This is a genomic window from Streptomyces rubrogriseus, assembly GCF_027947575.1.
GTDB classification, from domain to species: Bacteria; Actinomycetota; Actinomycetes; order Streptomycetales; family Streptomycetaceae; genus Streptomyces; species Streptomyces rubrogriseus.
The window spans coordinates 6,040,921-6,053,561 of sequence record NZ_CP116256.1 but is presented as its reverse complement, the minus strand read 5'-3'; the positions used below and the strand labels follow the sequence as shown (position 1 = coordinate 6,053,561).

Genomic DNA, 12,641 nt, shown 5'->3' with positions numbered 1-12,641 from the left:
CCGGTTCACCGCCCCGTCTCCCGGCCCGCGTCCGCGTCCGCGTCACGGTCCCGGAGCAGGGAGGCGATCTCCTCCAGGGCGTCCGCCGCGGCCTTACGGTGCGAGCCGTGCATCGGGTGCGAGGAGTAACGGGCCTCGCGGAACAGCGCGGTGAGACGCGGCGCGGCCGGACCCGGGGCGAAGCCCGTACCGGCGGCGCGGGTGAGCAGGTCGGCGGGGCTGTCGGAGGCGTGCCGCGGTACACCGGACGCCGCGAGAGCCTCCTCCATCGCGGCGTAACAGGCGATCACGGCCGCCCGGGCGTCGTCGTCCTGGCCGGCCAGGGCGCGGCGGCCCGAGTCCACGGCGGACAGCAGCAGCCGCGCGTCGTCGTCCTGCGCGGCGGTGCCCTGCGGTCCGGGACGCTGCGGCACCCGCAGGCCGAACCGCCGCAGCCGCCGTACGACGGCCACCACGACGAGCACGACGGCGACCGCGGCCAGCAGCGCGAGCACGAGGTACAGCGGCAGGGAGGAATGGTCCGTCGAGCTGTGCGGCTGCCCGGGCGGGAGAGTGACGAGGGTCGGTGAGGGCGCCGGTCGCGTCGCGAGGGGCGGCGGCGGGCCGGTCGTGCTGCCGCCGGTGGAGAACCGGTGCAGGACCAGGGCCAGGAGGCCGATGACGCCCGTCGCGGCGAGCAGCAGGGGCGCGGCGGCTTCCCGCAGCCGCTCCTCACCCGGCGGCAGCGAAAGGCGATCGGCGCCGAAACGGGAGCGAAGACGCTGTACGACCGTCCAGGCCCCGAAGGTCCAGGCGACGGACGCCCCGATCGCCACGAAACCCCAGTGACCGAGCGGACCCCGGCCGGAGTGGAGCAACCCCTCCGCGGGCCGCAGCGCGAGCGCGGCGACGGACAGCGTCCCGACCACCGCGGCGGCGACCAGCACCCCCGGTGCCGCCCCGTGTCCCGTCCGCTCCCCGCGTCCCATGCCGTCCCCCCGCCGAACCCGCCGCCGCCCCCGAACGCCTGTTCACGGCAATCTTGGCACACGCCGTACCGCTCACTCCCGGGACAGGGACCGCGCGATCGACGCGATCGTCTCCGGGCCCACTCGGCAGCAGCCGCCGACCAGCCGCGCCCCGCGCTCCCGCCAGTCCCGCACCCGCTCGGCCGGGTACGACGAAGGCCCCCGCCAGCCACGGGACTTCGCGTCCCACGTCTCCCCGCTGTTGGGATAGGCGACGACCGGTTTGCCGGTGACGCGGGCGGCGGTCTCGACCGCGCCGGACACGTCCTCGGGGGCGCAGCAGTTGACGCCCACCGCGATCACCTCGTCCGCGTCGGCGGCCAGGGCGAAGGCCTCGTCCAGCGGCTGCCCGGCCCGGGTGCGGTCCCCGGCCACCGTGTACGACAGCCAGGCGGGCACGCCCAGCCCGCGCACCGCCCTCAGCAGCGCCGCCGCCTCGTCGGTGTCCGGGACCGTCTCCAGCGCGAGGACGTCGGGCCGTGCGGCGGCCAGCGCCTCCAGGCGGGGGCGGTGGAAGCGCTCCAGTTCGCCCCTGCCGAGGCCGTACCGTCCCCGGTACTCGGAGCCGTCCGCGAGCATCGCCCCGTACGGGCCCGCCGACGCCGCCACCCACAGTGCGCGCTCCGGGCGGGCCGTCCGTGCCCGGCGGGCGGCCTCGCGGGCCGAGGCCACGCTGAGCGCGAGCAGTTCGGCGGCCCGCTCCCGCCCGATGCCGCGCCGGGCGAAGCCCTCGAAGGTGGCCTGGTAGCTGGAGGTGATCACCACGTCGGCGCCCGCCTCGAAGTAGGCGAGGTGGGCCCGCGTGATCGCCTCGGGGTCGTCGGCGAGCAGCCGGGCCGACCACAGCGCGTCGCCCAGATCGTGCCCGGCCGCCTCCAGCTGGTTGGACAGCCCGCCGTCCAGCACGAGCGGGCCGGAGGCGAGGGCGTCGGCGAAGTCGCTGGTCATGGCACGAGGCTACGACCTGTCCCGCGGGGCCACGGGCCCTTGTCCCCCGAGCGAGCTACAGACAGGTGTCCACCGTGAGGTGACGATCTGCGGCCGCCGGATCCGTAGCGTCCGGTGCAGTCCCGCGGCACTCGAGTCACGGGCCCGACGAAGGAGTTCCCGTGAGGTTCGTGTGGCAGTTCCTGGCCGTGCTGGTGGCCTACGCCATCGGCGGCATCGCCGTTCAGGCGGTGAAGGACAACGACTGGCTCACGCTGGTGGTCGGTCTCACGTCGGTGGCGCTCGTGGTGTTCGTGTACGCCTGGGTGGTGCGGCGGACCGAGCGCCGGGAGGCCCTGGACGTGGCCCTGGACACCGCCGCGGCCAAGGCGGGCTGGGGGACGCTGATCGGCGTCGGGATGTTCTCGGCCGTCATCGTGAACCTCTACACCTCCGGGCACTACGAGGTCGAGGGACTGGGCTCGGTGCAGGGCGCGGTCGGGCTGGTCGGGTTCATGGCCGCCGCCGCCGCGACGGAGGAGGTCGTGTTCCGCGGGGTCCTGTTCCGGATCATCGAGGAGCACATCGGCACGTACCTCGCACTGGGCCTGACCGGCCTCGCGTTCGGCCTCATGCACCTGCTCAACGAGGACGCCACCCTGTGGGGCGCCCTCGCCATCGCCATCGAGGCCGGCTTCATGCTCGCCGCGGCGTACGCCGCCACCCGCAACCTGTGGCTGACCATCGGTGTGCACTTCGGCTGGAACTTCGCCGCGGGCGGCATCTTCAGCACCGTCGTCTCCGGCAACGGCGACAGCGAGGGCCTGCTGGACGCCACCATGTCGGGTCCCAAGCTGCTCACCGGCGGCGACTTCGGCCCGGAGGGCAGCGTGTACTCGGTGGGCTTCGGGGCGCTGCTGACCCTGGTGTTCCTGTGGCTGGCGCACCGGCGCGGGAACGTCGTGGCGTTCGGCTCGCGGCGCCGTGCCGCGGGCGCCAACTCCGCCGCTACACTTCCCCGGTGATCGATCGACGACGGGTCCTGGAGCTGTGGCGTCGACTCGACGTCACGGTCCGGGACCTCCCGCTCGGGGTGCTGCTGCTCGTCGCGTCGCTGCTGCCGTCGCTCCGCGGTCAGGGCACGGAGATCGGCGGCCTGCCGACCCGACCCGCCGACGCGCTGGCCGGGGTGGCGGCCGTTCTCCAGTCCGTCCCGCTGGCCGTGCGCCGGCGGTGGACACTCCTGTGCCTCGCCCTGGTCTCGCTCGGCTTCGCCCTCGACCAACTGCGCGGCTACCACCTGTTCGCGGGCGCCGCGCTCCCGATCGTGCTGATCAACGCGGGCTCCCACCAGGAGAAGTACCGGCGTGCCACGCAGGTCGCCGCCACCCTCGCGTACGTGGCCATGGCCGTCGGGCTGAACGCGCGCGGCGGCGACGAGACGCTGGTCGAGTACGTGACGTTCTACCTGATCCTCGCCCTGGCGTGGGGCATCGGCGCGTGGATGCGCTCCGCGCGGGCCGCGGAGGCCGAACGCCGCAGCCGGGTCGCCGAGGACGCCCGCAACGCCGAACGGACCCGCATCGCCCGCGAGTTGCACGACGTGGTGACCCACCACGTGACGGCGATGGTCGTGCAGTCCGAGGCGGCCCGGTACCTGACCGCCGCGCCCGAGCGGCTCGACGAGAGCCTGGCCGCGGTCAGCGACACCGGCCGGCGGGCCATCACCGACCTGCGGCACCTGCTCGACCTCCTCAACCCCGACCACGGCACCGGCGAGCCCAGGACACCACCCGTCGGCCGGGTGCTCACGCTGGTCGAGCAGACCCGCCGGGCCGGGCAGCCGGTGGAGTTCACCGAGGAGGGCACCCCGGCGGCGGCCACCGGCAGCTCCGACCTCGTGGCCTACCGTGTCGTCCAGGAGGCCCTGACCAACGCCCTCAAGTACGACCACGGCGGCAGGACCTCGGTCCTGGTGCGCCACGGGGAACGGGAGATCACGGTGGAGGTCGGCACGGACGGCTCCGGCACGGGGGCCGCGTCCCCCGGCGGAAGCGGGCGGGGGCTGGCGGGCCTGCGGGAGAGGGTCGACGTACTGGGCGGCGAGTTCAGCACCGACCGCCCGGCGGACGGCGGCTTCGTCGTCCGGGCCCGGATACCCGGCGGGAGCGGGGGAAGCACGGCATGAGCGCGCCGATCCGGGTCTTGATCTGCGACGACCAGGCACTCATCCGCACCGGGCTCGCGACGATCGTCGACGCCCAGCCCGACCTCGAGGTGGTCGGCGAGTGCGGGGACGGGCGGACCGGGGTCGACCTGGCCCGCGAACTGCGCCCGGACGTCGTGGTGATGGACATCCGCATGCCGGTGCTCGACGGCCTGGAGGCCACCCGCCTGCTCGCCGGTGCCGGGGTGGCGCACCCCGTGAAGGTGCTCGTGGTGACGACGTTCAACCTGGACGAGTACGTCTACGAGGCGCTGCGCGCGGGCGCCAGCGGCTTCCTGCTCAAGGACGCGCCGCCGGACCGGCTGCTGCACGGCATCCGCACCGTGGCCATGGGCGCGGCGCTGCTCGACCCCGACGTGACGCGCCGCCTCGTGGGCCGGTACGCGGCCCGGATCCGCCCCGCCGAGGGCACCGCGCGGGACATTCCGCTGACCCCCCGGGAGACGGAGGTCCTGCGCCTGATCGCGGACGGGCTGTCCAACAGCGAGATCGCCGCGGCCCTCGTGATCAGCCCCGAGACCGTCAAGACCTTCGTCTCCCGCATCCTCACCAAACTCGACCTGCGCGACCGCGTCCAGGCGGTCGTCTTCGCCTACCGCCACGGGCTGGTGACCTGACGCCCGGCTTTGGGCCGCTCAGTCCTGCAACCGGCTGCGCATCTGCGACAGACGCCGGTCGAAACGGAGGTTGTACCAGGTCAGCCAGCCCATGAACACGATGGCCAGGCCGAGCGTCAGGCTCCCGGCGCCGACCGAACCCGAGACGAACCACAGGGCCGACGTACCGAAGAAGATGAGCGCCAGAGTGGGGAACGCCCACCAGCGGTTGCGCCGCAGCCGCTCCTGGCGCGAGTCGACCAGCGCCGCCAGCGCCCGCCGCCGTGCGGGGTCCCGGGGCGCCGGTCCGCCCTTGAGGATCTGCCGCTCCATGCCCGGCACGTCCTGCGGTCGGGCACCGACCGCTCCGGCGTCGCGCACGCGCCGCCGGCGTACCCACCACACGATCCAGGCGGCGGCCGGCACCGCGCCCACCACGGCCGACGGCCACGCCGATGCGCCGTTCATGAGCAGTCGTATCCCGACGCCCACGACCAGCGCGATCCCACCGATGGCCCAGAGCCTGTCCTGCCACCGCGGCCGCGGACGGTCGTCGTCCCTGTCTGCGCTCGCCATGTCACCTCTCCCGGGGAAGATGGGGAAGTCCGGTGCAGGCCGGATACCCCCGATCCCCCGGAACACTTCGGCCGTGGCCGAAGCAACGGGCTCCTAGCGTTCGGGACATGAGCGACACGAACACCGTCACCGCACCCGCCGACGCCGTCACCGGCATGGTCGACCACGTCCTGGCCCTGGCCGCCGGCTGGACCCGCTGGGACGGGACGCCCGCCCACGTCGACGGCCGCGTCTACACCCCGCACAAGGCGATCCGGCGGGTCGCCGACCACCTGGTCGACCACCTCGCGGAGCTGGAGGCCCGGCTGGCGGGGGAGGAGACGCAGCCCGACCACTGGCACGCCTCCCTGGTCACCACGGAAGCGGACCGCGCCGCCTTCACCGCCGAGGACCTCGACGAGGCCCGCAGCCGCCTCACCCGGCTCGCCCGGATCTGGGCCAACCGCCTCGACGCGCTCACCGACGAGCAGCTCGACCACTCGCCCGGCGAGGGCTGGAGCTTCCGCGAACTCGCCACGCACCTGGCGGAGTCCGCGTACTACGCCGACGCGGTGGGCGACCTCTCGTGAGCGTGACCGCGACCGCCTTCGCCGCCCTGCACCGCGCCGGTGAACCGCTGCTGCTGCCGTGCGCCTGGGACCACGCCTCCGCGCACGCCCTCGCCGGGCAGGGCTTCGGCGCCGTCGGCACGACCAGCCTCGGCGTCGCGGCGGCGGCCGGACTGCCCGACGGGGCGTCCGCGACCCGCGACGAGACCCTGCGACTGGCGCTCACCCTCGGCTCGGCACCCTTCCTGCTCTCGGTCGACGCGGAGGACGGCTTCAGCGACGACCCGGACGAGGTGGGGGAGTTCGCCCGGGAGCTGGCGGCGGTCGGCGCCGTCGGGATCAACCTGGAGGACGCCCTCGGGCCCGCCGACCGGCACGCCGCGAAGATCGCCGCCGTCCGCTCGGCCGCCCCCGGCCTGTTCGTCAACGCCCGCACCGACACGTACTGGTCGGGCGACGGCGACCCCGCGGAGACCATGCGGCGCCTGGTGGCCTACCGCGAGGCCGGTGCCGACGGCGTCTTCGTCCCCGGGCTCACCGACCCCGCCCGCATCGCCGCCCTCGCCGCCCGCTTCGACGTGCCCCTCAACGTCCTGTACTCGCCCGCCGGACCCACCCTCGCGCACCTCGCCGACCTCGGTGTGCGCCGCGTCAGCCTCGGCTCGCTGCTCTACCGGCGGGCGCTGGGCGCCGCCCTGGAGACGGCCACCGCCATCCGGGCGGGCCAGGACCCGGGCGGTCCGACGCCCACCTACGACGAGGTGCGCGCGCCGGAGTGACCCGCTTCCCCCCCGGCCTCGCAACGCTCCCGGAGAGGACCGTCTCACGGAGCCGGCGCGCCCAACGGAGCAGGGCTGTCTTCCGTCTTCTCGCCGGGCGGCCGGTCACCTGCCCGATCCCGGGCGAGCAGCCAGTACAGGGCGGCGGGCACCACGAGCCCCACGATCCATGAGATGTCCGCGCCGCCGAGCGGTCCGACCAGCGGGCCGGTGTAGAAGGCGGTGGCCAGGAACGGCAGTTGGGCGAGAAGCCCGACCGCGTACACCACGAGCGCGTCCCAGCGCCAGGCGCCGTAGCGGCCGTCCGGGTCGAAGAGGGCGGGGAGGTCGTAGCGTTCGCGGGAGATCAGGTAGTAGTCGACCAGGTTGATCGCGGACCACGGCGTGAAGAACGTCAGCAGGAACAGCAGGAAGTCCTTGAACGAGGTCAGGAAGCTGTCCTTGCCCGCGAGCGCGACGACCGTGCCCGCGACCATGATGGTGCCGATGTAGACGGCCCGGCCGCGCCGCGACAGCTCCCGCTGCCCGCGGAACCCGCTGATCCCCGTCACCATCGACATGAAGCCGCCGTACGTGTTGAGGACGTTGACGGTGAGCTTGCCGAGGGCGATCACGAAGTAGAAGAACGAGGCCGCGAGTCCCGCTCCGCCGAGCGAGACGACGTACCCGACCTGGTTGTCGACGAACCTCTCGCCGGCGCTCGCCGCGACCAGCACGCCGAACGCCATGGACCACTGCGAGCCGAGCGCGGAGCCCGCGAGCGTCCACCAGAACGTGGCCCTGCCGCTGGTGGTCCGCGGCAGATAGCGCGAGTAGTCGGCGACGTACGGTCCGAAGGCGAGCTGCCAGGAGGCCGACAGCGACACCGCGAGCAGGAACATCGGCAGCGAGAAGTGCGCGTCCGAGAACAGCGCCCCGACGTCGACCTGGTCGAACAGCCGGATGCCCAGGTAGACGAAGGCGAGCGCGCACACCACGCTCGCCACCCGCCCGAGAACGTGGATGACCCGGTAGCCGACCGTCGCCACGACCCCCGTGACGAGCGCGAAGACGATGATGCCCGTCGTGTCTCCGGTGTGCGTGAGCCGCGCCGTGGCCTGACCTGCGAGCACGGTGCCGCTGGCGAAGAACCCCACGTACATCAGGATCACGAGGAGCAGCGGGACGACCGCGCCCTTCACCCCGAACTGGGCCCTGGACTGGATCATCTGCGGCAGCCCGAGCTTCGGGCCCTGCGCCGAGTGCAGTGCCATGACGGCGCCGCCGAGCAAGTTGCCGAGCACGAGCCCGAGCAGCGACCAGACCACGTCGCCACCGAAGACGACGGCGAGGGCACCGGTGACGACGGCCGTGATGTGGAGGTTCGCGCCGAGCCAGAGCGTGAACTGGTTGAAGGCGGTGCCGTGCCGTTCGCTGTCCGGGACGACGTCGATGGAGTGCTTCTCGACTACCGCTGCCATGGTCAAGGCCCTCCTGCTTCTTGATCACTCGGAGGCTGGTCGTCCTGCCGCGGCCCGGCGACACGAAGACGCTCACGCCCCCTGCATATAGTCATGCAGACTCTCGGTGCGTGAATAGATTGTCAATGCCTCGGCGCGAGTGGATCGCGGTGTCACCGCGGGAAAAGGCTCCGCCACCTGGACCTGGGGCTCAGGCGCGCGGCCAGTTCTCCAGGGCCACGTGCAGCGCGTCGACCGCCTTGTCCCAGGACGCCCGCACGTCCCGCGGGGCGCCGAAGGCGCCGGAGGACTCCAGCGCGCAGTACCCGTGGAAGGTGCTGCGCAGCAGGCGCACGGCGTCGGTGAGGTCGGGCTCGGTGAGGCCGTAGGACCGCAGCATGCCGTAGGTGATCTCGGCGGTACGGCGCAGCGCGGGGGAGTCGGCGACCAGGGACTGGTCGACGCGGATCTGCGTGGCGGCGTAGCGGCCCGGGTGGCGCAGGGCGTATGCCCGGTAGGCGCCCGCGAAGGCGGCCAGCGCCTCCTTGCCGGCCCGGCCCGCCACCGCCCCGGCGATCTCCTCGATCAGCTCGCCCCCGGCCAGCAGCGCGACCCGGACGCGCAGGTCCTGGAGGTTGCGCACGTGCGTGTACAGGCTGGCGTCCTTCACCCCGAAGCGCCGGGCGAGCGCGGAGACGGTGACCGACTCGAAGCCGGTCTCGTCGGCCAGGTCGGCGGCCGCGGCGACGACACGGTCCGTGGTGAGACCCACTCGGGGCATGGGCCGCCTTCCCGCAACCTAGAGTTCCTAGGTTTCATGCTAGGGCAGGACGGGCGGCAGCCGCGGATCACCCGCAGGTCGTTCAACGTTCACCTTCCGCGCCGATTCTCCTCGGAGCCGCGCACGGCGGCGGTATTCAGGAGGAACACGCATGGGGCACGGACACGCACACCCGCACGGTCACCACCACCACGAACACCCGCACGACCACGAGCACGCCACCGCACAGGCCCTGCCCGCCGCCTTCGACACCAGCGTCCCCGACGAGGCGCTGAGCCCCGCACAGCAGTCGCGCCGCGGCCTGCTGCGCCGCGCCGGTCTGCTCGGCGCCGGACTGGCCGCCGGTACCGTCCTCGCCCCGGCCGCCACCGCCACCGCCGCCCCCGCACGGACCGCGGGCAACGGCCGCCGCGGCAAGGGCTTCCTCTGGCTGGCCGGCGACCACCACATCCACACCCAGTACAGCAGCGACGGCAAGTACCGCGTCGTCGACCAGGTCCGCCAGGGCGCCCGGCACGGCATGGACTGGCTGGTCATCACCGACCACGGCAGCGCCACCCACGCGAAGATCGGCGTGGAGAAGGTCAACCCGGACATCCGCGAGGCCCGCGACGCCCACGAGGACACCCTCGTCTTCCAGGGCCTGGAGTGGAACATCCCGGCCGCCGAGCACGGCACCGTCTTCGTCCACCCCGGCAAGCACGAGGTCTCCGTCCTCAAGCAGTTCGAGACCGACTACGACGGCAGCGTCAAGGGCGCGGGCGACTCCACCCCCGCCAACGAGGCCCTCGCCATCGCCGGACTCTCCTTCCTCGCCGACCAGGTCAAGCGGCGCAAGGTCAAGGACGCCCTGATGCTCGCCAACCACCCGGCGCGCAAGGGCATCGACTCCCCGCACGAGATCCGCGCCTGGCGCGACGCCACCTCCCGCGGCCACCAGATCGCCGTCGGCTTCGAGGGCGCCCCGGGCCACCAGGCCGGCGGCCTCCCCAAGCCCCTCGGCCCGGGCGGCGCCCGCGGCATCTACGACGGCAGCCCGAGCGCCAACTCCTTCGCCGGCTACCCCCTGGAGAGCTACCGCACCTGGGGCGGCTTCGACTGGATGACCGCCACCGTCGGCGGCCTGTGGGACAGCCTCATCGCCGAGGGCCGCCCCTGGTGGATCACCGCCAACTCCGACTCCCACCAGGTCTACGCCGACACCGGCGCCCGCGGCGGCGGTGACTTCAACGCCAACGGCCGCTACGACGACCCGGTCTACGCCGGGCAGATCGACATCACCCAGAACGACTTCTGGCCCGGTCAGTACAGCCGCACCCACGTCGGCTCCGACGGCTTCTCCTACGCCGCCGTCATGGACGGCATCCGGGCCGGCCGCGTCTGGGTCGACCACGGGCAGCTCGTCAGCGGCCTCGACATCCGCGTCTCCGGCGGCGGCCGCTGGGCCACGCTCGGCGGCGCCCTGCACGTCCGCAGGGGCACCCGGGTCACCCTGTCCATCGACGTCGCCCTGGCCGGCGGCCCCAACTGGGCGGGATTCGTGCCGAAGCTGGCCCGCGTCGACGTCATCCAGGGCGACGTGACCGGACCGGCCGCCGACCAGGACACCTTCACCGCGCCGACCGCCCGGGTCGTCAAGTCCTACGAGGTGAACAAGGACACCGGCACCGTCCGCCTCACCTACGACCTCGGCCGCGTCGACCGCCCCGTCTACCTCCGCACCCGCGGCACCGACGGCAACCGGTCCGCCGTCGGCTCGCTGGGCGCCAAGGTCGACCCGGCCGGCCCCGCCATCGACGTCGTCGGCGACGCCGACCCGTGGCGCGACCTGTGGTTCTACTCCAACCCCGTCTGGGTCCTGCCCTCGTGACCCCGCCCCGCGCGCCGTACGTCCTCGGCATCGACACCGACGTGACGACCCTGCGCGAGGCCGACCACCTGCTCCAGGCGCTCGCGGCCGAACTCGCCCTCCCCGAGGGCGTCTTCGGCTGCACGCACCTGGTGCGGGACGGCCGCCCGCGGGTCGCCCTGTCCCTCGCCGCCGAGGCGGAGCCGGTCCTGCGCACCGCCCGGGACCGGCTCACGGCCCGCGGCCACGAGGTCCGCGACGGCACCTGGGACGAGACCGGCCGCGCGGTCCTCTTCCCCGGTGCGGCCGCCCTCACCGGCACCCTGACGCTCGGCGAGCTGCTCGCCCGCTCCGCCGTCGACCGGGTGACCGTCCTGGGCACACCGGACGAGCCGAGCCCGGACACCCGGCTGGTCACCCGGAATCACGTCCGCCCGCACTGGCAGGACGGCCGCCTCGTGCTGGCCGCCATGCCCGCGGCCGGCGGCACCCTCGTACCGTTCGAGGACCCCGACCCGACACCCTGCTGTGCCGACCACTGACCCGGCCCGGCGCCGAGGGGCGCGGGGTGCTCAGCCCGCGAGCACCCCGCGCACGAACGCGTTGGTGAACTTCCCCGCCGGGTCCAGCGCCCCGGCCAGCGCCCCGAAGTCGGCCAGCCGCGGGTACAGCGCGCGCAGCTCGCCCGCCGGGACGGTGAACACCTTCCCCCAGTGCGGGCGGGCCGCGAACGGGGCGAGCGCCTCCTCCAGCCGCCGCACCACCGGCAGCACCGCCGCCGTGTCCTCGACCCAGGTGAAGTGCGCCGCCACGGTGTCCCGGCCGTAGGACGGGCTCAGCCACTGCTCGTCGGCGGCGACCGTGCGGATCTCGCAGGTCTGGAGCACCGGCGCGAGCGTCTCCCGTATCGCGTCCATCGCGTGCAGGGCGGCCAGGGCGTGCTCCCGGGGCATCAGGTACTCCGACTGCAGCTCGGTACCGCTGCTGGGCGTGAACTCGGCGCGGAAGTGCGGCAGTCGCTCGTGCCAGGGCCCCGGCACCCCGAACTGCTCCGTGCAGTTCACCGCGGGCATGCCCGGCACCGGATGCATCTTCTCGGCGGCCGGGGCCGCGTAGGGGAAATCCTCCAGCGGCCGGTCGGTGCGCCGCTTCAGCCACACCTGCCGGAAACCGGGCGCCCGCCAGTCGGTGAACAGGCTCACGCTGTACGCCGCCGCCATCACCGCCTCGAACGCTGCCGTGTCCAGCCCGGCCAGCGGCAGCTCGGTGAAGACGTGCTGCTCCACCTCGTAGGCCGGCTCCAGGTCGAGCGTGAGCGAGGTCACCACGCCCAGCGCGCCGAGCGAGGTCACCGCCCCGTCGAACCGCTCGTCGCCCCGCGCCAGGGTGACCGTCGAACCGTCCGCGGTGACCAGCTCCACCTCGCGCACCACCGACGCCAGCGAACCGTTGCCCACCCCGGAGCCGTGCGTGCCGGTCGCCACCGACCCGGCGACCGAGATGTGCGGCAGCGAGGCCATGTTCGCCAGCGCCAGGCCCCGCGCGTGCACCACCCGGGCCAGCTCCGCGTACCGCACCCCGCCGCCGACCCGCACCGTGCGGGCCGCGGTGTCCACCTCCACCTCGGACGGCAGATCCGCGAGCGACAGCAGGACACCCCCGTCGCCCGGCTCGGCGATCTCGTTGAAGGAGTGCCCGCTGCCCAGCACCCGCACCCCGGCGCTGTCCGCCACCAGGGCCCGCAGGGCGTCCACGGAGCGCGGCCGCAGCAGCTCCTTGGCGGTGTACGTGATGTTGCCGGCCCAGTTGGTGACCGTGATGTCGCTCATAGCGCGGAAACCTACCCGGCGCGTCTGGAGGGGCCCCGCGCGGGAAGCCGCTTCCGCGGGGGCATACCGTGAGAAGTCGAACG

General features: G+C 73.7%; 13 protein-coding genes. 7 read left to right on the top strand and 6 right to left on the bottom strand.

Features of this window, described 5'->3' with window-relative positions; all coding sequences use genetic code 11:
* Positions 1-5: 5 nt before the first annotated feature.
* Positions 6-968: a DUF4129 domain-containing protein gene (locus tag Sru02f_RS27345; protein ID WP_244941738.1), complete on the bottom strand. Its 963-nt coding sequence runs from the start codon at positions 966-968 to the stop codon at positions 6-8.
* Between the two features lie 72 nt (positions 969-1,040).
* Positions 1,041-1,955 (bottom strand): homocysteine S-methyltransferase, encoded by a 915-nt coding sequence (gene mmuM / locus Sru02f_RS27340; protein WP_109029649.1) that lies wholly within the window; start codon positions 1,953-1,955, stop codon positions 1,041-1,043.
* Positions 1,956-2,116: 161 nt separating this feature from the next.
* On the opposite strand from mmuM, the gene Sru02f_RS27335 reads away from it, so the two are divergent.
* From Sru02f_RS27335 to Sru02f_RS27325, 3 genes are read left to right on the top strand one after another with little or no spacing between them, the layout of a single operon-like run.
* Positions 2,117-2,959, top strand: a complete 843-nt coding sequence (locus Sru02f_RS27335; protein WP_109029648.1) for a CPBP family intramembrane glutamic endopeptidase — start codon at positions 2,117-2,119, stop codon at positions 2,957-2,959.
* On the top strand, positions 2,956-4,122 hold the full coding sequence (locus tag Sru02f_RS27330; RefSeq protein ID WP_109029647.1) for a sensor histidine kinase: 1,167 nt from the start codon (positions 2,956-2,958) through the stop codon (positions 4,120-4,122). Before Sru02f_RS27335 ends, Sru02f_RS27330 begins: the two co-directional genes overlap by 4 nt.
* Positions 4,119-4,778 (top strand): response regulator, encoded by a 660-nt coding sequence (locus Sru02f_RS27325; RefSeq protein ID WP_109029646.1) that lies wholly within the window; start codon positions 4,119-4,121, stop codon positions 4,776-4,778. The genes Sru02f_RS27330 and Sru02f_RS27325 overlap by 4 nt, the downstream gene beginning before the upstream one ends.
* Positions 4,779-4,796: 18 nt before the next feature.
* On the opposite strand, the gene Sru02f_RS27320 is transcribed toward Sru02f_RS27325, so the two are convergent.
* Positions 4,797-5,333, bottom strand: a complete 537-nt coding sequence (locus Sru02f_RS27320) for a hypothetical protein (protein WP_239106717.1) — start codon at positions 5,331-5,333, stop codon at positions 4,797-4,799.
* Between the two features lie 107 nt (positions 5,334-5,440).
* Between Sru02f_RS27320 and Sru02f_RS27315 the strand changes: the two genes are divergently transcribed.
* Together Sru02f_RS27315 and Sru02f_RS27310 are read left to right on the top strand one after the other, a co-directional pair.
* Positions 5,441-5,902 (top strand): hypothetical protein, encoded by a 462-nt coding sequence (locus Sru02f_RS27315; protein ID WP_109029644.1) that lies wholly within the window; start codon positions 5,441-5,443, stop codon positions 5,900-5,902.
* Between the two features lie 2 nt (positions 5,903-5,904).
* Positions 5,905-6,660 carry an isocitrate lyase/PEP mutase family protein gene (locus Sru02f_RS27310; protein ID WP_109029643.1) on the top strand — a complete coding sequence of 252 codons (756 nt, stop codon included), beginning with the start codon at positions 5,905-5,907 and terminating at the stop codon, positions 6,658-6,660.
* Positions 6,661-6,704: 44 nt separating this feature from the next.
* Here the strand turns inward: Sru02f_RS27310 and Sru02f_RS27305 are convergent, their stop codons facing one another.
* Positions 6,705-8,120: a purine-cytosine permease family protein gene (locus Sru02f_RS27305; protein WP_109029642.1), complete on the bottom strand. Its 1,416-nt coding sequence runs from the start codon at positions 8,118-8,120 to the stop codon at positions 6,705-6,707.
* 190 nt (positions 8,121-8,310) lie between these two features.
* Positions 8,311-8,880 carry a TetR-like C-terminal domain-containing protein gene (locus tag Sru02f_RS27300; protein WP_109029641.1) on the bottom strand — a complete coding sequence of 190 codons (570 nt, stop codon included), beginning with the start codon at positions 8,878-8,880 and terminating at the stop codon, positions 8,311-8,313.
* A 151-nt stretch (positions 8,881-9,031) separates the two neighbouring features.
* Here Sru02f_RS27300 and Sru02f_RS27295 point away from each other — a divergent pair, with 151 nt between their 5' ends.
* Together Sru02f_RS27295 and Sru02f_RS27290 are read left to right on the top strand one after the other, a co-directional pair.
* Positions 9,032-10,750: a PHP domain-containing protein gene (locus Sru02f_RS27295; protein WP_109029640.1), complete on the top strand. Its 1,719-nt coding sequence runs from the start codon at positions 9,032-9,034 to the stop codon at positions 10,748-10,750.
* Positions 10,747-11,271, top strand: coding sequence for a hypothetical protein (locus Sru02f_RS27290; RefSeq protein WP_109029639.1), 525 nt, complete (start codon positions 10,747-10,749; stop codon positions 11,269-11,271). The genes Sru02f_RS27295 and Sru02f_RS27290 overlap by 4 nt, the downstream gene beginning before the upstream one ends.
* Positions 11,272-11,301: 30 nt before the next feature.
* Here the strand turns inward: Sru02f_RS27290 and aldO are convergent, their stop codons facing one another.
* Positions 11,302-12,558 (bottom strand): alditol oxidase, encoded by a 1,257-nt coding sequence (gene aldO / locus Sru02f_RS27285; protein WP_109029638.1) that lies wholly within the window; start codon positions 12,556-12,558, stop codon positions 11,302-11,304.
* Positions 12,559-12,641 lie beyond the last annotated feature (83 nt).

Bases quoted from the DNA above. Each gene is read 5' to 3' on its own strand.
- Sru02f_RS27325 (WP_109029646.1), top strand. From the start codon at position 4,119: ATGAGCGCGCCGATCCGGGTCTTGATCTGCGACGACCAGGCACTCATC.
- Sru02f_RS27300 (WP_109029641.1), bottom strand. From the start codon at position 8,880: ATGCCCCGAGTGGGTCTCACCACGGACCGTGTCGTCGCCGCGGCCGCC.
- mmuM (WP_109029649.1), bottom strand. From the start codon at position 1,955: ATGACCAGCGACTTCGCCGACGCCCTCGCCTCCGGCCCGCTCGTGCTG.
- Sru02f_RS27305 (WP_109029642.1), bottom strand. From the start codon at position 8,120: ATGGCAGCGGTAGTCGAGAAGCACTCCATCGACGTCGTCCCGGACAGC.
- Sru02f_RS27320 (WP_239106717.1), bottom strand. From the start codon at position 5,333: ATGGCGAGCGCAGACAGGGACGACGACCGTCCGCGGCCGCGGTGGCAG.
- Sru02f_RS27345 (WP_244941738.1), bottom strand. From the start codon at position 968: ATGGGACGCGGGGAGCGGACGGGACACGGGGCGGCACCGGGGGTGCTG.
- Sru02f_RS27295 (WP_109029640.1), top strand. From the start codon at position 9,032: ATGGGGCACGGACACGCACACCCGCACGGTCACCACCACCACGAACAC.
- aldO (WP_109029638.1), bottom strand. From the start codon at position 12,558: ATGAGCGACATCACGGTCACCAACTGGGCCGGCAACATCACGTACACC.
- Sru02f_RS27315 (WP_109029644.1), top strand. From the start codon at position 5,441: ATGAGCGACACGAACACCGTCACCGCACCCGCCGACGCCGTCACCGGC.